General features: G+C 72.4%; 14 protein-coding genes and 1 pseudogene. 4 read left to right on the forward strand and 11 right to left on the reverse strand.

All coding sequences use genetic code 11. The annotated features are described in order from the left end of the window. From ACSNN7_RS09865 to ACSNN7_RS09895, 7 genes and pseudogenes are all read right to left on the reverse strand, one after another. Nucleotides 1–842: FGGY family carbohydrate kinase (locus tag ACSNN7_RS09865; protein ID WP_436680374.1), on the reverse strand; the 842-nt coding region annotated here is incomplete at its 3' end. An 85-nt stretch (nucleotides 843–927) separates the two neighbouring features. Further along, on the reverse strand, nucleotides 928–1,188 hold the full coding sequence (locus ACSNN7_RS09870) for a hypothetical protein (protein WP_436680375.1): 261 nt from the start codon (nucleotides 1,186–1,188) through the stop codon (nucleotides 928–930). A 61-nt stretch (nucleotides 1,189–1,249) separates the two neighbouring features. After that, nucleotides 1,250–2,569 (reverse strand): PLP-dependent aminotransferase family protein, encoded by a 1,320-nt coding sequence (locus ACSNN7_RS09875; protein WP_436680376.1) that lies wholly within the window; start codon nucleotides 2,567–2,569, stop codon nucleotides 1,250–1,252. A 3-nt stretch (nucleotides 2,570–2,572) separates the two neighbouring features. Then, nucleotides 2,573–3,697 (reverse strand): alpha-hydroxy acid oxidase, encoded by a 1,125-nt coding sequence (locus ACSNN7_RS09880; protein WP_436680428.1) that lies wholly within the window; start codon nucleotides 3,695–3,697, stop codon nucleotides 2,573–2,575. 220 nt (nucleotides 3,698–3,917) lie between these two features. Then, nucleotides 3,918–4,844: pseudogene (locus tag ACSNN7_RS09885) on the reverse strand (alpha/beta hydrolase); the annotation flags it as partial. 8 nt (nucleotides 4,845–4,852) lie between these two features. Continuing rightward, nucleotides 4,853–6,073 (reverse strand): cytochrome P450, encoded by a 1,221-nt coding sequence (locus ACSNN7_RS09890; RefSeq protein ID WP_436680429.1) that lies wholly within the window; start codon nucleotides 6,071–6,073, stop codon nucleotides 4,853–4,855. A gap of 69 nt (nucleotides 6,074–6,142) precedes the next feature. Further along, complete coding sequence (locus ACSNN7_RS09895; protein ID WP_436680430.1) at nucleotides 6,143–7,426, reverse strand: SGNH/GDSL hydrolase family protein; 1,284 nt, start codon at nucleotides 7,424–7,426, stop codon at nucleotides 6,143–6,145. Between the two features lie 360 nt (nucleotides 7,427–7,786). Here ACSNN7_RS09895 and ACSNN7_RS09900 point away from each other — a divergent pair, with 360 nt between their 5' ends. The 4 genes from ACSNN7_RS09900 (at nucleotide 7,787) to ACSNN7_RS09915 (ending at nucleotide 20,622) form a co-directional block, all read left to right on the forward strand. Beyond that, nucleotides 7,787–9,346, forward strand: a complete 1,560-nt coding sequence (locus ACSNN7_RS09900; protein WP_436680377.1) for a class I adenylate-forming enzyme family protein — start codon at nucleotides 7,787–7,789, stop codon at nucleotides 9,344–9,346. After that, nucleotides 9,343–10,566 (forward strand): MFS transporter, encoded by a 1,224-nt coding sequence (locus tag ACSNN7_RS09905; RefSeq protein ID WP_436680378.1) that lies wholly within the window; start codon nucleotides 9,343–9,345, stop codon nucleotides 10,564–10,566. Before ACSNN7_RS09900 ends, ACSNN7_RS09905 begins: the two co-directional genes overlap by 4 nt. A 381-nt stretch (nucleotides 10,567–10,947) precedes the next feature. Beyond that, nucleotides 10,948–20,100, forward strand: a complete 9,153-nt coding sequence (locus ACSNN7_RS09910; RefSeq protein WP_436680379.1) for a SpvB/TcaC N-terminal domain-containing protein — start codon at nucleotides 10,948–10,950, stop codon at nucleotides 20,098–20,100. A gap of 57 nt (nucleotides 20,101–20,157) precedes the next feature. Next, nucleotides 20,158–20,622: a hypothetical protein gene (locus tag ACSNN7_RS09915; protein ID WP_436680380.1), complete on the forward strand. Its 465-nt coding sequence runs from the start codon at nucleotides 20,158–20,160 to the stop codon at nucleotides 20,620–20,622. A gap of 283 nt (nucleotides 20,623–20,905) precedes the next feature. Here the strand turns inward: ACSNN7_RS09915 and ACSNN7_RS09920 are convergent, their stop codons facing one another. The 4 genes from ACSNN7_RS09920 to ACSNN7_RS09935 all read right to left on the reverse strand — a co-directional run bounded on the left by ACSNN7_RS09920 (nucleotide 20,906) and on the right by ACSNN7_RS09935 (nucleotide 23,941). Next, nucleotides 20,906–21,256 (reverse strand): hypothetical protein, encoded by a 351-nt coding sequence (locus tag ACSNN7_RS09920; RefSeq protein WP_436680381.1) that lies wholly within the window; start codon nucleotides 21,254–21,256, stop codon nucleotides 20,906–20,908. 124 nt (nucleotides 21,257–21,380) lie between these two features. Further along, on the reverse strand, nucleotides 21,381–22,190 hold the full coding sequence (locus tag ACSNN7_RS09925; RefSeq protein WP_436680382.1) for a DUF5984 family protein: 810 nt from the start codon (nucleotides 22,188–22,190) through the stop codon (nucleotides 21,381–21,383). Between the two features lie 189 nt (nucleotides 22,191–22,379). Then, on the reverse strand, nucleotides 22,380–23,132 hold the full coding sequence (locus tag ACSNN7_RS09930; RefSeq protein WP_436680383.1) for a GNAT family N-acetyltransferase: 753 nt from the start codon (nucleotides 23,130–23,132) through the stop codon (nucleotides 22,380–22,382). Nucleotides 23,133–23,500: 368 nt separating this feature from the next. Beyond that, on the reverse strand, nucleotides 23,501–23,941 hold the full coding sequence (locus tag ACSNN7_RS09935) for a hypothetical protein (RefSeq protein WP_436680384.1): 441 nt from the start codon (nucleotides 23,939–23,941) through the stop codon (nucleotides 23,501–23,503). Nucleotides 23,942–24,086 lie beyond the last annotated feature (145 nt).

The following is a 24,086-nucleotide window of genomic DNA, read 5'->3' on the forward strand; positions in this document are numbered from 1 at the left end:
ACCGCGCCCGCCGCCGCGGCGGTGACGTGCGCGTCGATGGCGCCGACCGCCACCGGGGTACCCGCCGGCAGACCGGTCCAGCCGGCCGCCTCGGCGGTCAGGGCGCCGGCCCGGGCGCCCAGCGGGACGATCGGCCCGTCGACCTTCGGCAGCAGGCCGGGCAGGGCCGGATGGAGCGCGCCGAGGAAATCGGGTGCCGGGTCGCGGCCGTCCTGGCGCAGCCCCTTGAAGCCGGCGGCGGAGACGTTGCGGGTCTGGTGCCCGCAGAGCCGCCACACGATCCAGTCGGCCGCCTCGATCCAGCGCTCCGCCCGGCCGAAGACCTCCGGGTCCTCCTCCAGCAGTTCGAGGGCCTTGGCCAGCTGCCACTCCGCGGAGACCCGCCCGCCGTAGCGGGCCAGCCAGGCCTCGCCGCGCTCCCGGGCGAGGGCGTTGATCCGGTCGGCCTGGGGCTGGGCGGCATGGTGCTTCCACAGCTTCGGCCAGGCGTGCGGCCGGTCCCGCCACCCGGGCAGCGCGCAGAGCGGGGTGCCGTCGGCGAGCGTCGGCAGCACCGTGCAGGAGGTGGCGTCCACCCCGATGCCGACCACGTCCCGCGGGTCGACCCCGGCGGCGGCGAGCGCGGCGGGCACCGCGACCCGCAGCACGTCGAGGTGGTCCTCGGGGTCCTGCAGCGCCCAGTCCGGCGGCAGCGGGACGCCGGCGGGCAGCCGCTCGGTGAGGACCCCGTGCCGGTACGCGTGCACCGCGCTGCCCAGTTCGGCGCCGTCGTGCACGGCGACCACCACCGCGCGCCCGGAGAGCGTGCCGAAGTCGACGCCGACGGCGTACCGCTGTGCCACCGCTTCCCTCCCGTCGCCGCGCCCGCAGCCTCCCGGGCCGGGAGGTCACGCTAGCAACAACGGGAGGTGAACGACCGGTGCCGGCTCAGTCGACCGGCCGCTTGAGGTGGTAGCGGTGCACCTCGGTGCTGCCCTGCACGTTGTTCACGTCCTCGGCGGCGGAGACCAGCTCCCAGCCCTCCCGGCCGGCCCGGTTGAGGTGCGCGATCGCCGTGTCGCCGTACGCCGTGATGTCTCTGCGCGTCCCGTCCGGGCCGTACCAGACGAACGAGACGTGGAAATTGCGTCCCTGCCCCTGGTAGCGGCGGACCAGCAGGGCGTACTCCCAAGCGACCATGGCGTCCATTATGGCCATTCGATCAGGAGTCAGAAGCCACGGGGGGTGGCGGATCGGCGACGGTGCGGCGTCACCCGGTGGGCAGCGGCGCGCGGTCGAGTTCGTCGGCGACCAGCGCGGCGAGCCGGTCCAGGCCGACGTCGATCTGGTCCGGGGTGACCGCGCTGACCGACAGGCGCAGCGAGTTGACGGGTGCCCCGTCGTCGTAGAAGTGCGCCATCGGGGTCCACAGCACGCCGTACCGCTCGGCCGAGCGGCGCAGCAGCGCGTCGTCGACCGGGAACGGCACGGTCACCACCACGAAGAACCCGCCGGCGGGCGCGTTCCAGCGCACCGGCGAGGGGGCGGGGAACCGCCGGGACAGGCCGGCGAGCAGGTGGCGCAGGTTGCGGCCGTACGCCGCGCGCTGGCGGACGGTGGCGGTGACCAGCGAGCAGTCGTGTTCCAGCAGCGCCCCGCCGACGATCGCCTGGGCCAGCGGCGAGGTGTTCACGGTGACCATGCTCTTGATCTTGGCGAGCTGGTCGGCGAGGAGGCCGACGGTGCCGTCCCGGCCGGCGACCCGCTGGTCGGCGACCACGTAGCCGACCCGCGCGCCGGGCAGCACGGTCTTGGCGAACGAGCCGAGGTAGACCACCCGGCGCCCGGAGTCCAGCGCCTTGAGGGTGGGCAGCCGGCCCTGGTCGCCCGCCGGGAAGAGGCCGTACGGGTTGTCCTCGATCAGCAGCAGCTCCTCCTCGGCCGCCAGGTCCAGCAGCCGGCGCCGGTCGTCGAGGGTCATGCCAGCCCCGGAGGGGTTGGCGAAGTCGGGCATCACGTAGCAGGCCCGGGGTCGCAGCCCCTGGGCGCGGGCCGCGCGGGCCCGGGCGCGCAGGTCGGCCAGGTCGACCCCGGCCGGGCCGCCGGCGACCGGGTGCACCGGCAGGTCGAGCAGGCGGGCCGCGCCGGTCAGCCCGACGTACGTCGGGGCCACCGCCAGCAGCACGTCCCGGGGCCCGGCGCGCAGCGCGCGCAGCACCAGGAACATCGCCTCCTGGCAGCCGGCGGTCACCACCACGGACTCCAGGTCGACGTGGACGCCCTCGTCGACGGCGAGGTTGCGGGCGACGAGGTGGTGGACGATCCCTTTGGTGCGGCCGTACTGGAACAGCGTGCGCCGGACCTGCTCCGGATGCTGGCCCAGGTCCTCGGTGAGGTGCCGGCGGAACCGCGCCAGCCACCGGGGCGGCGCGTCGTCGTCGAAGAACTCCTCGTAGGGCCGCCCGGCGGCGAGCGAGACCGCCTCCGGCCACTGCTGGGCGACCTCGTTGAGGAAGTTCATCGAGTTCAGGGCCGGGTCGTCGACCGCCGGGTGCAGGTCGGCGAGGTCCAGGTCCACCGGTTCGCCCACCGTTCAGCCTCCCGTCATGGTGCGCAACCGCCGGGCCTGCCCGGGGTCGGAACAGCCGCTGAGCGTGAGGGCGTCGCGCAGCTCGGCGGCAAGCAGCGCCAGGGCCGCCTCCGCGCCGGCCCGGCCGCCCGCCGCCAGGGCCCAGAGCATCGGCCGGCCCACCAGCACGCCGGTGGCGCCGAGGGCGAGCGCCCGCAGCACGTCCGGGCCGCTGCGCACGCCGCTGTCGAGCAGCACCTCGGCGCGGCCGTCGACGGCGGCGACCACCTCGGGCAGCACGGTGGCGGTGGCGGGAGCGCCGTCGAGCTGCCGGCCGCCGTGGTTGGAGACCACCACCGCGTCCGCGCCGACCTGCACCGCCCGCACCGCGTCGCGCGGGTCGAGGACGCCCTTGACCAGCAGGGGCACCGGGGTACGGTTCCGCAGCCAGTCGAGGTCGCCCCAGGTGAGCGCGGGCGCGAAGACCGCGCCGGTGTGCGCGGCGATGGCCGACACCCCGGGCGTGCCGGTGTGCGCGAGGTCGTCCCGGCCGCCGGGCAGGTTGGCGGCGGTGACGTGCGGCGGCAGCGCGAAGCCGTTGCGCAGGTCGCGCCGCCGCCGGCCGAGCACCGGCACGTCGACGGTCACCATCAGCGCGGCGCAGCCCGCGGCGTGCGCCCGGTCCAGCAGCTCGGCGACCAGCCCCCGGTCGCGCAGCCAGTAGAGCTGGAACCAGACCGGCCCGTCGCCGGCGGCGGCGGTGACCTCCTCGATCGTGCTGCTGCTCAACGTGCTGAGCGTGTAGGGCACCCCGGCCGCGCCCGCGGCCGCTGCCAGCGCCACCTCGCCGTCGGGGTGCAGCAGCCGCTGGTACGCCATCGGCGCCACCGCCACCGGCATCGCCTGCGGCCGGCCCAGCAGCGGCGCCGCCGTCCGGGGCTCGTCCACCCCGGTGAGCATCCGGGGCAGCACGGCGACCCGGTCGAGGGCGGCCCGGTTGGCGGCGAGGGTGGTCTCGGCGCCGCTGCCGCCGTCGACGTAGTCCCAGACACCCGGCGGCACGGCGGCCCGGGCCAGCTCGGCGAAGTCCGCCAGGCTGACCGGCGGCCGATCGTCGACCGGGCCGGTGGCGGGTTCGGTCGTCGGCAGGTCGGCGCGCACCGGTTCAGCCACCGGCCGGCCCCGTCGCGAGGCCGGCGGCCAGGCCACGGCCGGCCTCTCCGCCTGCGGAGGCGTCGGCGGCCCGCTCGCTGTCGGCCCGCCCGCCGGGCACGGAACCATCGCTGGCACGCCCGCCGTCCGGTGACGAGCCGTCGGGTGCGGAGGCGTCGGCGGCACGCCCGCCGTCCGGCCGCGCACCGTCGACTTCCCGGTGGAAGCGGTCCCGCAGGAACGCGGCGGCCTCGTCCTGCGCCCGGCGACCCGCGTCGAAGACGCCGGGCATCGCGAAGAAGCCGTGAATCATCCCCGGATACCGGCTGAGCGTGACCGGCACCCCTGCGGCGCGCAGCCGCTCGGCGTACCGCTCCCCCTCCTCGCGCAGCGGGTCGTACTCGGCGGTGACGACCAGGGCCGGCGGCAGGCCGGAGAGGTCGTCGGCGAGCAGCGGCGAGGCGAGCGGGTCCGCCGCGTCCGCCGGGTCGGGCAGGTAGTGCCGCCGGTACCAGTCGACGGAGTGCCGGTTGAACAGCAGCGGGTCCTCGTCGCCGGCCGGCGCGCGGCCGGCCCGCTGGTCGGTGTTCGGGTAGACCAGCAGTTGCCCGGCGAGCCGGGGGCCGGCGGCGCGGGCCAGCAGGGTCACCGCCGCGGCCAGGTTGCCGCCGGCGCTGTCGCCGCCGACGACGAGGCGCTGCGGGTCCGCCCCGAACTCCTCGGGGTGCGCGGCGATCCACGCGGCGGCGGCGTGGCAGTCGTGCACGGCGGCCGGGAAAGGGTGCTCGGGGGCGAGCCGGTAGCCCACGGTGACCACCTGTCCGCCGGAGGCGTTTGCCAGCCGTCGGCAGATGCCGTCGGCGGTGTCGATGCTGCCGAGCGTCCAGCCGCCGCCGAAGAAGTAGAGCAGGGTGGGCAGCGGGCCGTCACCGGCCGGCCGGTACACGCGTACCGGAAGGTCGCCGCCGGGGCCGGGCACGTGGGTGTCGCGTACCTCGTGGACCGGCTCGACGTCGCCGCCGCCGGCGCGGATCGCGGCCAGGTCGGCGGCGCGGGCCTCGGCGAGGGTCTGGGTGTACAGCGGCGGCGTGCCGGCCGCGGCCCGCGCGGCCCGGTACGCCACCACCTGGGGGTCGAGGGGCATGTCGTCTCCTATCCGCCGGTCGAGACGAAGAGCTTGTCGATGCCGCGCAGGAAGAGGCTCCCGCTGTAGCTCGGGGTCCGGGTGATCGTCAGTCGTGGGAAGCGGGCCAGCAGCCGGGGCAGGGCGATGCGGCCCTCCAGCCGGGACACCGCGGCGCCCAGGCAGAAGTGCGGGCCGAGGCCGAACGCGAGCGAGGGCGGCCCGTCGCGGCGCGGGTCGAACCGGTCCGGGTCCGGGAAGCGGGCCGGGTCGCGGTTGGCCGCCGCGATCATCAGCAGGACGTTCTCGTCCCGCGCGACGGGCACCCCGCCGAGCTCGGTGTCGTGGGGCGCGGCCCGGGCCAGGAAGTGCACCGGGCACTCCATCCGCAGCACCTCGTCCACGCAGCCCCGGGCGAGCGCGTCGTCACCGGGCAGCGCCGCGACGACGTCCGGGTGTGCCAGCAGCAGCGGCAGGCCGTTGCTGAACAGGTAGACGGTGGTGACGAAGCTGGCGTTGAAGAGCACGATCAGGTTGCCGATCAGCTCCTCCTCGCTCAGCGCGGCGTCACCGGAGTCCACCGCCTCGACCAGCCCGCTGATCAGGTCGTCGCCGGGCCGGGCGCGGCGGTGCGCGATCAGCTCCCGGTAGTAGCCGCGCAGCTCCTCGGCGGCCTGGTTGGCCAGGGCGAGGCGCTGCGGGGTCTTTCCGGCCACGTCCAGGAAATCGTCGATCCGGTCCACCCGCTGCCGGTACCAGGACAGGTCGGCTGCGGGCAGGCCGATGAACTCGGCCATCACCAGCGCCGGCGCGGGGTACGCGAAGTCGGCCACGAAGTCCGTCTCGGTGCCGTCGGCGCCCGCCTCGGCCATCCGGTCCAGCAGCGTGTCGACCACCCGGACGACCACCGGTTCGAGGGCGCCGAGCCGGCGCGGGGTGAAGGTCTTCGCGAAGACCGCGCGCATCCGGGTGTGGTCCGGCGGGTTGACGAACATCATCGAGGACTGGAGGGTGCGCAGGATCTCCTGCTCCTGCCAGCCGGGCGGGGCCTGCTTGTACCACTGCGGGTCGCGCAGCACCTGGCTGACCAGGTCGTACCCGGCGGCGACGGTGGTGATCGTGCGGTGCTCGGTGCGACTCGGGACGGTGCTGATCGGACCGTGCCGGTGCAGGGCCGCGTACCACGGGTAGGGGTCCTGACGGCCCTGCTCGCCGTAGAGCCCGGTCAGGATCTCGCCGACGTCCACGATGCTGCCTCCTCCCCAGGATGGACGGTGGGGGGGGGGGGGGGCCCCCCCCCCCCCCCCCCCCCACCGGTGTCACAGGCCGAGCAGTCGCAGCGGTACGGCGTCCGCCATCGCCTGGTTGCCGGCGTCGTTCGGGTGGATGTGGTCACCGGAGTCGTACGCGGGCAGCAGCCGGCTCGGCTGCGCCGGGTCGCGCAGCACCGCGTCGAAGTCGAGCACCCCGTCGAACTCACTCGCGCCCGCGCCGCGCAGCCAGGTGTTGACCGCCTGCCGGGTGGCGTCCTTCTCCGGCGTCCAGACCCCCGGGTTGCCGTGCCCCTCGTACGGGGTCAGGGTGGCCGCCAGGCTGCGCAGTCCGCGTGCCTTGACCTGCTGGTTGACCTGCCGCAGCGCGGCGATGATCTGCTCGGCGGAGTCGTTCGACATCCAGATGTCGTTGATGCCCAGGTGGGTGACGACGGTCCGCACCCCGGTCTGCGGGAAGACGTCCTCGTTGAGCCGGGCGAGCGCGTTCGGGCCCAGCTCGTTGTAGCCGGGGAAGCCCCCGGCGCCCGGCTCCGGGCCCTCGTGGTTGAGCCGGTTGCCGGCGAGGCTGAGGTTGAGCACGCCGGGGGTCCGCACCTCGGGCCGGGCGTCGACCAGCCGGTCGGCGAGCAGGTCGGGCCAGCGCTTGTTGGCGTTGACCGTGCTGCCGTTGCCGTCGCCGATCGAGTCGCCGAGGACCACGATCGAGCCCGGGCTGTGCCGGCGCTGCACGTCGAGGCCGGAGAGGAACATCCAGCAGCAGTTGGGCCGGATGGTGAAGCCGGCGCCGTCGGCGGCGGTGGTCAGGTCGGTGGCGCCGATGAAGTTGGTGACCTTGGACTGGCCGTGGAAGGTGACCGGCCCGGTGAGCACCGGGAAGTGCAGGGTGACGACGAGGTCCTCCTGCTCCTGCACGGTGAAGTCGAGCGGGTCGCTGAGCAGTTCGGCGCCTTTGTTGATGGTGGCCGAGTTGGCGCCGCCGAAGGTCAGCTCGCGCAGGGTGCCCGCGTCGATGTCGGAGCGGTCGTCCGCGGTCGCGGTGTTCGGCCGGGCGACGGTGGCGTGGCCGACCTTGACGGCCTGGTCGCCGTAGAGGTTGGTCAGTCGGACACGCAGCCGGTCACCGCCGACGCTGGTGTGCACGATCATCCGGATGCTCTGGTTGTTGAGACCGGTGTTGGTCAGGCCGACGGTGTTGCCGCGGGTGACCGCCGCGGCCCAGGTGCCCGCCCACTCGGCCCGCGGGTGCCGGGCGCTGTCGGTGTCGGACGGGCCGGCGCTGGCCACCACCGCCGGGGTGGCCACGACCAGCAGGGTGGCCGCGGAAGCTATGACGTGCCATCTCTTCGGGGTCGACATGGAACCTCCATCGTTGGCAGCCCGGGAATCGGCGTCCATGATCGGCACCGCCCGGACGATGGTCCAGAAACCTAGCCGCTGGCGCTGACGGGCGTCAATCAACCCGATCGACCCGATCAAATGTCCGGCGGGAGCCCTCGGACACCGTTCGGCTCTGTCCTGCCGGGACGTCACGCCCCTAGGCTCGGTACCGGCGGCGGTGCGGTCGCCGGGCCGCGCACCCCGTTGCGTCCGTGGCTCTGACCTGCCCGGATGCCATTGACTGCCGGTCGCCGCGACGCGTCCCACCGGGCAGCTCGCGCCGGCCGCCACGCATCGACTGGGGGCTGTGCGATGACCGATCGACCGACCAGCTACGTGCACCAGGCGTTGGACTTGTTCGCCGGTTTCGGTGAGCGTGAGGCGCTGGTCGGCGACGGCCGGCGGCTCAGCTACGCCCAGGTCGCCGACAAGGTGCGCGGGCTGGCCGGCGCGCTCGCCGGGCACGGCGTACGGCCCGGCGCGGCGGTGCTGGTGATGCTCGGCAACGCGGTCGAGGGGCCGCTGCTCCAGCTCGCCCTGCACCTGCTGGGCTGCCGGACCATGTGGGTCGCCCCGGTCACCTCGCGCCGGGAGGTCGACGAGTTCGTCCGGCTGGCCCGCCCCGACGTCTTCGTGCACGACGCCCGGGCCGACGACGACCTCGGCGCGGCGATCGCCGCCTCGCTGCCCGGGGTGCCGGTGCTGCGCCTCGGCGCGGAGCTCATCCCCGGCGTCCCGGTCGACCTGCCCGAGGATGCGCCCGCGCCGGAGTCGTTCCTGCAGACCAGCGGCACCACCGGCACGCCCAAGCTGGTGCACCACCGGGAGAGCTTCTACCGGCAGATCCTCGCCCTGGCCGCCAACTTCCGGGCGGCCGGGTTCCCGCTGCTGCGGCACCTGTCGCACTCGCCGATGTGGCTGGCCAGCGGGCAGATCACCACGCTGTTCAACCTCTTCACCGGCGGCGTGCTCTTCCTGCGCCGGCAGTGGGACCCGGTGGCGTTCATCGGCACCGTCGAGCAGGAGCGGATCAACTCGACCTTCGTCACCCCGCCGATGCTCTACGAGGTGCTCGACCACCCGGCCCTCGAGGGCGCGGACTTCTCCGCCATGTTCATGTTCAACGTGGGCGCCGGGCCCGCCGCGCCGGCCCGGCTGCGGCAGGCGATCACCCGCTTCGGCCCGGTCCTGCGCATCGTGTACGGGCTCAGCGAGGCCGTCGTGATCACCGCCCTGCCCGGCCTGACCGACGACCCGGCCCACCCGGAGCGGCTGCGCTCCTGCGGCACGCCGTACGGGGACGTCGCGATCGAGATCCGCGACGCCGACGGGCGGGTGCTGCCGGTGGGCGCCGACGGCGAGGTGTGGGTCCGCACCGACCTCAGCTTCGCCGGCTACCACGGCCGGCCGGAGCTGACCGCCGAGACGCTGGTCGACGGCTGGGTCCGTACCCGCGACATCGGCCACCTCGACGACGAGGGCTACCTCTACCTGGTCGACCGGCTCCAGGACCGGATCCTCACCCGGCAGCGCAGCTGGCCGATCTACTCGCGGCCGATCGAGGACGTCCTCGCCGGCCACCCGGGGGTACGCGCCGCCGCGGTGATCGGGGTGCCCGACCCGGTCGCCGGTGAGCTGCCCTGGGCGTACGTGGTGCGCGCGCCGGAGTCCACCGTGTCGGCCGAGGAGCTGATCGGGCTGGTGACCGCCGAGCTGAGCGAGACCTGGGCGCCCGGCGGGGTGGAGTTCCTCGACGCACTTCCGCTGAACCGCTCGGCCAAGGTGGACAAGCTGGCCCTGCGGGCCCGGCACGCCGCCGCGCACCCACCGGCACCGCACGCCGACGAGGCGGGGATCGGCAGCCGGGCGTGACGCCGCGCCGCGAGCTGACGATCCTGGTCGCCGCCGATCTGATCTCCAACCTGGGCAGCCGGATCTCGGTGGTGGCGATCCCCTGGCTGGTGCTGGAGACCACCGGCAGCCCGACGAAGATGGGCCTCGTCGCGGCGGCGGAGACGTTGCCGTACATGCTCTCCAGCACGCTGGCCACGCCCTGGGCCGACCGGTTCGGGCTGCGCCGCACCTCGATCGTGGCCGACGCGGCGAGCGCGGTGGCGATGGCGGTGGTGGCGCTGGCGCCCTGGCTGGGCTTCGGGGCGCTCGTCGCGCTGGTCGCGGTCGCCGGGGGGCTGCGCGGCATCGGCGACCGGGTCAAGCACGTCATGTTCCGTCCGGCCGCGCAGCGCGCCGGGGTGCCGCTGATCCGGCTCACCTCCGCCTACGACGGGCTGGTGCGCGGGGTGACGCTCTTCGGCGCGGTGCTCGGCGGGCTGCTGATCGCCTGGGTCGGGGTGACCCGGGCGATCTGGATCGACGCGGCGACCTTCGCGGTGTGCGCGCTGCTGATCGGCCTCCTCGTGCATCCGCCAGCACCCGCCGAGCCGCCGCCCCGGGAGAGCTACCTGCGGGCGCTGCGGGGCGGCTTCGGCTATCTGCGCACCGACCGGATGCTGCTGACGATGCTGGTGGTGGTCTCCGCGCTGAACATGTTCGCCAACGCCAGCGTGGCGGTCTACATCCCGCTCTGGGTGGCCGAGGTGTTCGGCGACCCGGCCGGCTTCGGCCTGGTGCTGGGCGTCTTCGCCGGCGGCGCGCTGCTGGGCAACGTGCTCTTCACCGCCGCCGGGCCGCGGCTGCCGCGGCAGCTGACGTTCGCGGTGGGCGCGGCGGCCAGCGGTACGCCCCGGCTGCTGGCGCTGGCGGTCAGCGACGAGCTGGCGGTGGTCCTCGCCGTGACGTTCCTGTCGGGAATGGCGATCGCGACGGTCAACCCGCTGCTCGGCGCGGCGCTCTACGAGCGGGTGCCGGAGGCGTTGCAGACCCGGGTGATCGGCATCGCCGGCTCGCTGGCCTTCCTGGGGTTGCCGGTCGGCGCGCTGCTGGGCGGCTGGACGGCGGCGGCACTCGGGCTGATCCCGGCGCTGTGGGTGATGTCGGCGGCCTGCCTGGTGCTGACGGTGGCTCCGCTGCTGGTCGGGGCGCTGCGGCCGGGTGCTCGGGAACCGGTGCCGACGGTGCCGGCGCGCAGCTGACACCCGGTCGCCCGGCGGGCGCGGCAGGCCCGAAGCGCCTCACGCTGAGTAAACGTTACATCCACTATCCGACAGATTTTTTGCTGTCCCGGCCCATGTCGCCCGGTCGTGAGAGCTGTCGATACTGCGTGAGCCCTCGTCCCACGTGTGCCGCCGTAAGGGGTCTCGACCATGTGGCATCCTCCCCTCCCCGGGTTCCGCCTCCACGCTCTGACGAGCCGATGGACCAGGCTGCTGGCCGTCCTCGCGGTACTCGCCCTCGTCTCCTCAGGACTGTCCGCCTCGGTCGCGCGCCCCAGACCGGAGGGCACCAGCGCCCATTCGGCGACCACGCCGGGCCCGGCCTGCGGCGAGAGCGCCAGCACCGCGGCAGTCACCAACGTGGCGGCGTCCCTGCCCGACTACCAGCAGGTGGTCGCGCCCGGCACGACCGCCACCGTCTCGTACGGCGGGGCGAAGCTGGCCATCGGGCCGAAGGCGGTCCGGCTGCCGACCGGGATCGGCGTCACCGTCCTGCCGCCGGGGCTGACCCCGAAGCTGGACAGCGGGATGACCAACGTGACCGGCAAGACGAAGGGCGGCGGGTACCGCTTCACCCCGCACCCGCAGCAGTTCGCCGCCGCCATCCAGGTCACGCTGCCGTACGACCCGGCGCTGCTGACCGAGGAGTTCACCGCCCAGGACATCTACACGTACTTCTTCGACGACGTGCAGACCTGCTGGCAGGTCCTGGAGCGGGTGTCGGTGGACGAGGTCAACCACACCGTCACCTCGCTGACCGACCACTTCACCGACATGATCAACGCGACCGTGACGGTGCCGGAGCACCCGGAGGGCGTGCAGTTCAACCCCAACCAGATCAAGGGCATCCAGGCCGCCGACCCCGGCGCCGGGATCAACCTGATCGCCCCGCCGTCGGCCAACAACCAGGGTGAGAACCACCTCGCGTATCCGATCCAGGTGCCGCCGGGCCGGCAGGGCCTGACCCCGCAGCTCGGGCTCTCGTACAGCTCCTCCTCCGGCAACGGCTGGACCGGCGTCGGCTGGGACCTCTCGGTGCCCAGCATCTCGGTGGAGACCCGGTGGGGCGTGCCCCGGTACGCCGCCGGCACCGAAACCGAGACGTACCTGCTCAACGGCGAGCAGCTCACTCCCGTGGCGCACCGCGGCGCGCCGGTGGCCCGCAGCGCCGAGAAGGTCTTCCACACCCGGGTCGAGGGCAGCTTCGCGCGGATCGTGCGGCACGGCACGAACCCGAAGAACTACACCTGGGAGGTCACCGACAAGAACGGCATCCACTGGCACTACGGCGCGGTGGCCGGTGCCGCCGGCCCGGCCGCCGACGCCAGCCTGGCCGACGACGCGGGCAACGTCTTCCTCTGGTCGGTCCGCGAGGTCCGCGACCCGCGCGGCAACGTCATGCGCTACCACTACGCCAAGGTGGACGACACCGGCCTGGCCGGTGGCAGCGTCCCGGGCCGCAACCTCTACGTCGAGAAGATCACCTACACCGGCCACGGCAACGACGAGGGCCGGTACGCGGTCAGCTTCGACCGGGACCGCGAGCGGGGCGAGGCGCTGCGCACCGACACGTCCATCGACGCCCGGGGCGGCTTCAAGCGGGTCACCGCCGACCTGCTCCGCGAGGTGAAGGTCACCCTCGACGACAGCCTGATCCGCCGGTACGAGCTGACCTACAAGCGGGGCGCGTTCGCCAAGACGCTGCTCGACGCGGTGATCCAGTACGACGCCGACGGCCACGAGTTCAACCGGCACAAGTTCAGCTACCACGACGACATCCGCGACTCCTCCGGGCAGTACCAGGCGTTCCGGTCGCTGCCCTGGACCTCGCCCGGCGACGGGCTGAGCAGCGCGGCGTTGAACCTCACCCCGGAGCAGGCCGGCAACGCCAGCGCGCTGAACGCCAACACCAACACCAGCGGCGGCGGTCACCTCTACGTCGGCGTGGGCAGTTCGCCGAGCAAGTCCGGCTCGGTCGGCGTGAAGCTCGGCTTCAGCCACGGCAGCGACAAGGGCCTGCTGGCGCTGGTGGACGTCGACGGCGACTCGCTGCCCGACAAGGTCTTCCGCGACGGCGGCTCGGTGAAGTACCGCAAGAACCTCTCCGGCCCGACCGGCGAGGCCACCTTCGCCGCCCAGGCGCAGCCGCTGAACCTGCCGGGGATCATGGGCGAGTCCAGCAACACGCTCACCCTGGGCGTCGAGGGCTACCTGGGTGCGGCCGCCGCCCAGCTCGACTACGTCAACTCGTTCGCCACCACCGAGCAGTACTTCAACGACGTCAACGGCGACGGCATCCAGGACCTGGTCAACGGCGCCAACGTGCTGTTCGGCCGGGTGGGCGCGGGCGGCGTCCCGGTCTACGGGGTCAGCGGCGACACGCCCGTCCCGATCGGCCAGGGCGAGGTCGACGCGACCGGGCTGTTCGACTCGTTCACCGCCGACCGGGACCGGATGAGCGACTCGTTCCCGCTGTTGGACAGCGTCCGCCGGTGGGTGGCGCCGTACGACGGCACGGTCAAGGTCGAGGGCGCGGTGCAGCTGGCCCCCGGCACCGCCGCCGCGCGCGCCGAGTCGCGTACCGCCGACGGGGTCCGGGTCGCGATCCAGAAGGAGGGCGCCGAACTCTGGTCGGCGCGCATCGAGGTCGACGACGACGGCGCACGGACGCCGACCGGCGTGGACGCGGTCACCGTGTCGCGCGGCGACCGGCTCTACTTCCGGGTCGGCTCGGCCGCCGACGGCGGACTCGACGAGGTGACCTGGGACCCGAAGGTCAGCTACGTCGGCGTGGGCGACCCGCTGGACGTCAACGGCCTGCCGTCGTACCGCTTCCAGGCCTCGCGCGACTTCACCCTGGGCGGCCGGGCCGCCACGGTGAAGGTGCCGCTGACCGGCACCATGCACCTCTCCGGCGACCTGGTGAAGTCCGGCCCCACCTCCGACGACGTGACCGTGCTGATCACCCGCAACGGCACGCCGGTGCTGGAGCAGACCCTCGCGGCGGGCACCACCGGCAGCGTGCCGGTGAACCTGGACGTCGACGTGCAGCAGGGACAGACGCTGCAGTGGCGGATCCGGGTCGACTCCCCGGTCGACGTGGACAAGCTGGCCTGGACGCCGCGCGCCTACTACACGGCCGCACCGGGCGTCGACCGGCTCACCGACGCCGACGGCAAGCCCTTCATCGACGTGCGCCCGCCGTACACCCTCGACCTGTACCCGGTCGACGGGCTGACCGCGCCGCAGCCGGCGTACACCGTGACCAGCGGCGGGACCCTGAGCGTGGAGCCGACGCTGAGCTTCGCCTTCGGCGCCGAGCACCCCACCGCCCGGGTGGCGTTCACCGTCAAGCGGCGCGGCGAGCTGGTCGCCAAACGGTTCTTCCAGGTCACCAACGGGGTGCTGACCTCACCGGGGGCCTTCGACATCAGCGCCGAGACCGGCGACGAGCTGTGGTTCGACTTCAGCACCACCGACCCGAAGCTGCGCGCGTTCCTCACCGGCCGGTCGGTCACCGTGGCCGGGTCGAGCGCACCGAGCGCCTTCCACAGCTCCGCCGAGGAGGGCGCCTTCCCGCAGCCCTACCGGGGCTGGGGCGCGGTCGGCTACAACGGCAACAAGGACCGGGCCACCCAGCCGATCGTCCAGGACGACCTGGTGGTCGACGAGAACTACGGCGACCAGCTGCCGGACAGCGTCGACCCGCAGGCGCAGAAGGACGACTTCGCCGCCGACCCCCGGGTCGACCCGCCGAAGGTCACCCCGTTCACCCCGTCGCCGAAGGACGGGCGCTGGGGCGCCGGCGAGCACTCCTGGATCGCCCGGAGCAGCGTCAGCAGCTCCCGGCTCGGCGGCGGCTCGATCAACCTGCCCCGCCCGCAGGACTTCGCCGGGGCGACCGCGGTGCCCCGGCTGTCCCGCTCGCAGCAGGTGTCGCTGACCGGCAGCGTCGGCGGCGTCATCGGGTCGATCGGCGGCAGCCTCGCCACCGGTGACAGCACCGGGCAGGTCGACTTCCTCGACCTCAACGGCGACCAGTTCCCCGACGTCGTCGGCGCCGGCGCGGTGCAGTACACCGATCCGGACGGCGCGCTCGGCGACACCCGGGGGACGCTGCCGGACGGGGCGGTGCGGCGCAGCACCAACGTCTCCGGCAACGCCAGCGCCGGCAGCGCGGCCCGGACCATCTCCACCGGCCGCGGCCACGACAGCCCGCCCGGCACCTCGGCGGCCACCAGCGCCCAGTCCGGCAACGACATGCCGCCGCTGGGCGTGGGCGGCAGCTTCGGCGGCACCCGCTCCGACGGCGCGTTCGACCTGCTCGACGTCAACGGCGACAGCCTGCCCGACCGGGTGTACGAGAACGGCAAGGTGGCGCTCAACCTCGGGTACGCCTTCGCCGGCGCCGAGCAGTGGCGCAACCCGGCCGGCCTGAACAAGGGCAGCGGCACCAACGCGGGGCTGAACATCGGCTTCAACACCGACTTCTACGGCTTCGCCGGTGGCGCCTCGTTCAGCCAGGGCCGGTCCTCCTCGGCCGGGACCCTCGCCGACATGAACGGCGACGGCCTGCTGGACCAGGTCCTCTCCGGGAGCCCGATCCGGGTCGGCTTCAACACCGGCAACGGGTTCGAGCCGCCGGTGCCGTTCCACGGCAGCCTCACCGACGTCAACGGTGACCGCAACGCCAAGCTGGGCGGCGGCGTCTACTTCACCTTCGGCATCTGCTTCACCGTGGTCTGTGTCGTGATCAACCCGGGCGCGGACATCGCCACCGGCGCCAGCCGCACCGAGCAGGCGCTGCGCGACATCAACGGCGACGGGTACGCCGACCACCTCTCCTCCACGCGGGACAACCAGCTCGTGGTGGCGGAGAACCGGACCGGCCGGACCAACCTGCTCGCCGCCGTGGACCGGCCGTTGGGCGGCCGGATGGAGTTCGACTACAGCCGCGACGGCAACACCTACGGCCAGCCGCAGTCGCGCTGGGTGCTGTCGAGGGTCTCGGTGGACGACGGCCGGCCCGGCGACGGCCAGGACGTGCAGCTGGTCACCTACGACTACGACGGCGGGGTCTACGACCGGCGGGAGCGGGAGTTCCGCGGCTACGGCACGGTGGTGGAGAAGCACCGCGACCACGCCAACGGCGACGCGGTGGGCCGCAGCGTCACCCGCACCTTCCGCACCGACAGCTTCTACACCAAGGGGCTGCTGGAGAAGGAGCTGACCGCCGACAGCGCCGGCAAGCCGTACCAGGAGACGGTGCAGACGTACACCGCCCGCAACGTCTCGTCGCCCGGCTCGCCGGCCGACCTGGCGAGCACCACGGCGACGCTGTTCCCGCAGAACACCCGCACCGACGTGAAGCATCACGAGGGGGCCGCCAACCCGGGCAAGAGCACCCACGTCACCCGGGAGTACGACGACGTCGGCAACCTGACCCGGCAGTTCGACGCCGCCGAGGCGGGCGCCGGCGACGACCTCGACGCGCGGATCGTCTACACCGCGCAGGACCCGGCGTGCCAGGCGGCGTACCTGGTCGGGATGCCGAAGCAGATCGACGTGCGGGGCGACGGAACGCTGATGCGGCACCGCGAGTCGACGATCGACTGCGCCACCGGCGACCTGAAACAGGTACGGGCCGCCCTCGCCGACGGCACCACGGCCACCACCGACCTGGAGTACTTCGGCGACGGCAACCTCAAGGCGGTGACCGGCCCGGCCAACAAGGCCGGCCAGCGCTACCGGCTGGACTACACCTACGACGACGTGGTCAACACGCACGTCGAGTCGATCACCGACAGCTTCGGCTACCGGTCGACGGCCACCCACAACCTGAAGTTCGGCCTGGTGGAGACCACCACCGACTTCAACAAGCAGCAGATCCGCAACACCTACGACGCGGTCGGGCGGCTCGACCAGGTCTCCGGGCCGTACGAGATCCCGGAGAACCGGTTCACCATCGACTTCGAGTACCACCCGGAGGCGGCGTACCCGTACGCGGTCACCCGGCACGTGGACCGGCAGGCCGACGGCAGCGTCCGCGACGACACCATCGACACGATCACCTTCGTCGACGGCCTGAACCGCACCACCCAGACCAAGAAGGACGCCGCCGTGCCGGCCACCCCGGACGGCGCTCCCCAGGACGTGATGGTGGTCTCCGGGCGGGTCGCGTACGACTTCCTCGGCCGGGCGGTGAAGAGCTGGTACCCGGTCACCGAGCCGAAGGGCCCCGGCAATCTCGCCTTCAACCCGGCGTACGACCCGGTCACGCCGACCGAGGTGCGCTACGACGTGCTGGACCGGACCACCCGCACCACCTTCCCGGACGGCACCGCCACCACCATGGAGTACGGCTTCGGCCCGGACCGGGACGGGGTGACCCAGTTCGAGACGGTGGTCACCGACGCCAACGGCAAGTCCAAGCGCACCTACACCGACGTCCGGCAGATCACCACGGCGGTCAAGGAGTTCAACCCGGCCGGCGGCCAGCCGGTCATCTGGACCAGCTACCGCTACAACCCGATCGGCGAGCTGGTCGCCGCGATCGACGACAAGGGCAACGTCACCCGCTCGACGTACGACAACCTGGGCCGGCGGACCTCGCTGACCAGCCCGGACTCGGGCACCGTCTCCTCCACCTTCGACCTGGCCAACAACCTGGTCCGGAAGGTGACCAGCAAGCTGGCGGCGGTGTCCAAGGCGATCGAGTACGACTACGACTACACCCGGCTCAAGGCGATCCGGTACCCGGTCTTCCCGGCCAACAACGTCAGCTACACCTACGGTGCGCCGGACGCGCCGGAGAACGCCGCCAACCGGATCACCGACCTGGTCGACGGCGCCGGCAAGGTCAGCCGCCGGTACGGCCCGCTCGGCGAGCTGATCAAGGAGACCCGGACCACCCCGGCCCAGGGCAGCCACATCCAGACCTTCACCACCGAGTACCGGTACGACTCGTTCAACCGGATGCTCTCGATGACCTGGCCGGACGGGGAGAAGCTCTCCTACCACTACAACAGCGGCGGCCAGGTCGACTCGGCCCGGGGCGTCAAGGGCGAGTTCAGCTACGACTACCTCAAGCGGCTGGACTACGACAAGTTCGAGCAGCGGATCCTGCTGGAGACCGGCAACGGCACCCGCACCCGCTACTCGTACAACACCGAGGACCGGCGGCTGAGCAAGATCCAGGCGAACCTCTCCAACGGCTACGTCTTCCACAACCTGGACTACAGCTACGACAACGTCGGCAACATCATGTCGATCGTCAACGACACGGTGGCCCCCAGCGGCCCCGAGGTCGGCATGCAGGTCGGCGGTCCGAGCACGCAGAGCTACACCTACGACGACCTGTACCAGCTCACCCACGCGGAGGGCAGCTACCAGCCGCGTACCCCGCAGACCGACCGCTACCGGGTCGACCTGACGTACGACAGCCTGCACAACATCACCAGCAAGAAGCAGACCCACGAGCTGGTCAGCAACGGCAACACCATCGTCGACGGCAAGCTCAGCTACAACTACAGCTACGCCTACGGCAGCGCGAAGCCGCACGCGCCGACCAGCATCGGCATCTACACCTTCCAGTACGACCAGAACGGCAACCAGATCAGCCGGGAGCAGCAGCCCCGGCCGCGCCGGCAGATGATTTGGGACGAGGAGAACCGCCTCGCCTGCAGCCACGAGAACGTGCAGAGCAAGACGCTGCCGCAGACCCCGGCGTCGTGCGACAACGCCGGCGGCACCCCGAACAGCGCCCGCTACTACTACGACGACCAGGGCAGCCGGGTGGTCAAGGACGGGGCGCAGTTCCACATCTACCCGAACCAGAACTACTCCACCCGGGGCAACCAGCAGTTCAAGCACGTCTACATCGGCCAGGACAAGCTGACCACCAAGCTGGTCGAGCCGGACTTCCGCCGCGAGGACCGGCAGTACTACTCGCACAGCGACCACCTCGGGTCGACCGGGTTCGTCACCGACGACCAGGGCGGCATGAGCGAGCACCTGCAGTACTTCCCCGGCGGCGAGACCTGGGTCGCCGAGCACTCGTCGCAGCCGGTGCCGCACCAGTTCAGCGGCAAGGAGTACGACCAGGAGACCAACCTCTACTACTACGGCGCCCGCTACTACGACCCCCGTACCCAGGTCTGGCAGACGCCCGACCCGGTGCTGGAGAACTACCTGGAGGGCACCCCGAACGGCGGCGTGTACGCGTCGATGAACCTGGCGCTCTACACGTACGCCTACAACAACCCGATACGCCTGGGCGATCCCGACGGACGGTTCCCCTGGAACAGGGTGCTCGGCGGGGTGAAACTCGTCGGCGGCGTCGCCGAGGCCGCCGCGGGTGTGGCGCTCGGGGCCGCCACGAGCTGGACGGGAGTGGGCGCGGTCGCCGGTGGCGCGGTGGCGGTGCACGGCGTCGACGTGGCCATCAGCGGCGCCCGGCAGTTGTTCAGCGGCGAGGAGACCAGCTCCTTCACCAGCTCCGGTCTCCAGGCGGCCGGGGTGAGCAAGTCCAACGCCGAGCTGATCGACGCGGGCATCTCGATCGTCGGCAGCGCCGGCGCGAGCATGGCCACCTCGGCGATCAAGGGGGCGGCCACCGCTGCGCCGAAGGTGGCGGCGGCCGCCGCGGACGACGTGGCGGCCCGGGCGGTGCCCAGCACCGCGGAGAAGGTGGTCGAGACGGCCGCCAAGATCCCCTGTGTCGGCAACAGCTTCGCCGCCGGCACCCGGGTGGTGCTGGCCGACGGCAGCACCAAGCCGATCGAGGACGTCCGCACCGGCGACCTGGTCCTCGCCGAGGACCCGGAGACCGGTGAGCGCGGACCCCGGGAGGTCACCCACCTGATCATCGGTCAGGGCGTGAAGCACCTGGTCGACGTGGAGGTCAACGGCGAGGTCATCACCGCCACCGACAAGCACCCGTTCTGGGTGGTGGGGGCCCGGGCCTGGATCGACGCCGCCGATCTCGCGCTCGGCGACGTCGTCCGGCTGGCCGACGGCCGCACCGCCATGGTGGACGGAGTCGCGCGCTACAGCCGGGTCGACCGGGTGCACAACCTGACGGTCGCGGGCATCCACACGTACTACGTGGTGACCGGCGACGGCCGGGCGGCCGACGCGGTGCTCGTGCACAACTCGGGCCCGTGCTCGGTGAACGCGAAGGCCCTGGCGGGAAGCCTCACCGCGGCGAACGTGGTCCGCCCGGCGGAGACCGCCGCGCACCACATCGTGGCCAGCGGCGCCAAGGCGGCGGCGCCGGCCCGGGCGCACCTGACCAGCCTCGGGGTGGGCATCAACGAGGCGGCCAACGGCGTCTACCTGCCCCGGTTCGTCAGCTCGGCCAATCCGCTCGGCGCGGCCGTGCACTCCACCACCCACAGCCCGGCCTACTACGCGGAGGTCAACCGGTTGATCCTGCAGACCAAGACCGCCGCCGAGGCGCGCAACGTGCTGGCGTACATCGGTAAGCAGCTGGCGGCCGGGCCGTGGCCGTAGGCCGGCCCGCCGACGCCCGGGCCCCGCGCACGGGGCCCGGGCGGGCAGGATGACGACATGACCCGACGACTGCCGATCGACGCCGCCGAGGCCGCCTTCCGCGACCTCGGCGGCTTCGCCGCGCCGGACACCACCGTTCCGTCGCCGGCCCGGCTGCTGGACGCCGTGCGGCGGTTCGCCGCCGTCGAGTTCGAGGTGTCGACCGAGCTGCCCGACCAGGACGGCCTGCTGTTCCAGTACGCGGCGGTCGGCGCGACCGGCGACGCCGCGTTCGTGCTGAGCGTCGTGCGGCAGTTCGAGGTGGTCGACGCCGACGGCGACCACGAGGGGTACGTCCAGCTGCACGCCGAGTACCGGTTCGGGCCGGACCCGCGGTGGTCCGGGCACCACGAGGACTGGTGGTTCCGGCGCGGGCCGGAGCCGTTCGACGACTGGTTCGCCCGGGTCTCGGCCCACCCGGTCTGGGACCGGTTCGCCGACCCGCCGCCGACCGGGTTCGAGATCTGGCAGGAGAGCGTCTGAGCCGCGTCAGTCGAGCTCGTCGCAGACGTTGTGCGTGGTGCCGTGCAGCATGGTGAGGGTCTTGTGGAACGTCGGGCTGAACTCCATGCGGTACACCCCGTCGACGAGCCAGTACCCGCGCGGCAGCGTCCCGCCGTCCGGCCGGAAGCCGAAGAGCGCCGGGCCGTGGGCGTACCAGGTCTGCGACCCGTCCGGGTGGTACTCGATCAGGGCGTACCCCTGCGGGTCGGCCGTGTCGTCCCCCGGGCCGGTCTGCCACCGGGTGTCGCCGCCTCCACGGGAGTCAGAGGTAGGTGCCGCCCTCGTCGGTAATGCGGGCGACCAGCAGGCCGATCCGGGCGGGGCCGGGCAGCCAGGGGGCGACGCCGGTCACCTCGGCGCGCAGGTGCTCATCCGCGACCCGGGCGCCGCCGTGCCAGGACGCCGGCCAGGTGGTGAACCGCCGTACCTCCACCAGGCCGTCGGCGGTCAGGCTCACCAGCGCCTCGGCGAGCGCCGGCACGGCCTGCTCGACGGTCGGCGACGCCGCTCCGTTGCCGAGCCAGGCGTAGGCGATCTCGGGCAGGGGCGCGTCGCCGTCGGACTCGTGCAGTACGAAGTACTCCACCTGGGTCAGGCCGGTCCGCTCCCTCATTCGTCCATTTTCTCCTGTTCGCCGCCGCAGCCGCATTCGGCCCCACCCCGAGGGGATGGTGAGGCTCCTGCACCTCGCGATGTCGTTGAGCGGATGCGGTCCGGTCAGGTGCTCGAAAGATTGCCTAGCCCGTTGCGGCGTCGGCCCGTCGGACGTCACCGAGCAGCAGGCGGGCACCTTGGCGGACAACGTTCCAGTCGGTCTTCGGGCAGCGGTCGAGGTTCTTGGCAAGCCAGTGCCGCCGGTCTTCGTGTTCCCGCCGCAGGTGGACGAGGTCAAGGTCCACGCCGGGTAGCCCGCCGCGGCGTTCCAGCTCCTCGACCCGCTGCCCCATGGTGTCCATCAGCTCGCGGTCGAGGGTGTGCACGGCCTCGAGGTATGCGGCGGTCGGGACGTTGAGCCGGACTGTGGGTTCGGCGGTGAAACCGGTCTCGCCGTCGTCCTCGTGCCGCCAATCCATGGTGACCTCGTCGCGGTCGCCGCGGGTGGTACGCCAGAGCCGGAGCTTGGGCGGATTGCGCAGGTAGCCGAAGTCCAGGTGGTGCTCGCCGTGCCAGATCGCGGCCGTGACGACTGGATGGTCGGGCACGTCCGCGTTGCCGTCGTCGGTCCGTTCCTCATCGAGTTCGGCCACGAACTCGAGCGGGTCACACGTCCACTGCGCGGGGTGGGAGGCGATGAACGGCTGCAGATCGTCGGGCACCGGCTCCAGCACCTCCGGGGTAAGGACAACGACGTCTTCCCAGAGCCGGGCGAGGTAGTAGTCGATGTAGGGATGCGGGTGAATCTGCCGGGTGCGGCGCAGCAGCTCCCGTCCGCTTGCGTCGAGCCAGTACCAGCCCTCGGTCAGCCCGAACCAGTGGAGCCTCGGCCGGTCACTGCCCCACGGCGACACCTCGTCCAGTGGGTGCAGCTCGAACCGGAACCTGATCATCGAGGCAGTATCCCGGAACGTCCGGCGGTCGATCGAGCGCCCGCATCTGCGGCAGGTCGGGCGCGGGGCGCGACGAAGATCCCGATCCCCCGCGCCCGGTCGTGCCGATGAACGAGTGTTCCGTGGTGAGCCGGAGAGGTGGCCCGGGCCTCGGTCGGTGGACCTCGGCGCGGGTTCCTGTGTCAGACCTCAGTTCATGGCGATGTAGAGCCGTTGCCCGGCGGGCCGGAAGCCGACGCGCTCGTACACCCGCCACGAATCCTCGCCGGAGGCTTCCAGCCAGGCGATTTCCGCGCCTTCGGTGAAGAGCCGCCGGGTTGTTTCGGCGGTGATCGCGCCCGCCAGACCTCGGCGGCGGTAGGGCGCTCGAATGGCGATGCCGGCAACCTCGCTCACCGCGCCGGTGGGCGGGACCGCCCCGCCGCCTCCCGCGCAGGTGCCGTCGTCAGTGACGGCCATGACGGCCACGCCGCCGGCGGCCTGCTGGCGCCGGAGCCGAGCTACGTCAGCCTCGGAGGCCACCGGGTCGCCGCCGAAGGCTTCGTTCTGCGCGCTGATCAGCGCGGCGCGCTGAGAATCGGTGCCTGGTTCGTGCAGATCGACGTGGTCGAGCGGGAGTGGTGTCTGCAATGTGCCGGGCACACAGAGCAGGTAGGTGTGCCGGGCTTCCACGGTGAAGCCGGCAGCGGTCAGAAGTGCCTCCAGGCCGGGGGCGCAACTGACGACGTACTCCAGGCGGGGTTTGCGATCAGCCGCGCGGAAGGCTGCGACCAGGGCGGTGACGTCGGCTGCGGTGATGGCAGCACCGGGACGTGGCGTCGCGTAGTTGACGCTGGGACTGGTCGTTGTCGGGTCCATGCCCAAGACGAACGACCCCACCTCTACGGGCGCGGGTCGGTTGGACAGGTTGGCGACGACGGACTGCTGGATGCGGACATCCATGATCAACTTGAACCTCGATGCATGAGAGAAGCTGCGCTGGGCGGAAGAAGCGTTGGACCGCTCAACCGTGATAGAGCCGCGCGACGATCGTCCGTCGCGTGGTCAACACTCAGGCGGCCGCTCGGCCTACCCGGATCACAGGCGTCATTCCCTCATGCAGAGTGCCCACGCCGATCGCGTGGTCGGTTGCAACGCTGCCGCAGCTGACTAGAGCTTGTCAAGCCTTGATCACTGCCGCATGCGCATTGCCGCCGACCGGGCGCCCACACTCATCACGGAACACAGCCGCTGTGCACGGGTGGCGGCGCGGTCGTGCCGAGTCGGGTCCATCGTTGTCGCGACGGCAGTGATGACGTGGCCTTGATCGCTCAGCGTGCTGTCGCACGCAACGCCTGCTCGTACTGGACACGATCGAAGGTGATCTCTCGCAGCTCGCGGTAGTCCCAGTCGCGATGCCCGGTGCGGTAGCCAGACCAGGTGACCGTGTCCTCAGCCACCGTGACGATTGCGGTCAGCGGCCAGCAGCCCCAGTCGCCGCAGGAGCATCCGAGCAGGACGGTGTCGCCATCGCCGAACCAGCTGAGGACTGGGTCACCCAGGTAGTGCCGGCTCGGCCACCGCACCTCGTTCTTCGGCAGGCCCACGTAGCTGCCCGCGAGGTCGGGTCTGCCCTCACCGCGTGCGAACGGCAGCTCAACTTTGCGCACCAGGTCGGGCAGAGGCACGCCATTGAGGTGCGGGACGAGCGTCGGAAACACCCCACCGATGCCGAGCTCCTGCTCGACAGTGCGGAACTCGATGTGTTCCATGCCACCAGGCTAAGCTCGTCCGCTGATGACGAGGCCATGTGGTCCCTGTCGTCGTTCCTGCCCCAGGTCGTGCCCCTGACCGTCCGCCGAACGACCGGCGCGCCGGCAGCCTGGCGGGTCGGGCCGACCCAGAGGCAGAGGCGGC

The organism is Micromonospora sp. URMC 105, assembly GCF_051386295.1.
Classification (GTDB): domain Bacteria; phylum Actinomycetota; class Actinomycetes; order Mycobacteriales; family Micromonosporaceae; genus Micromonospora.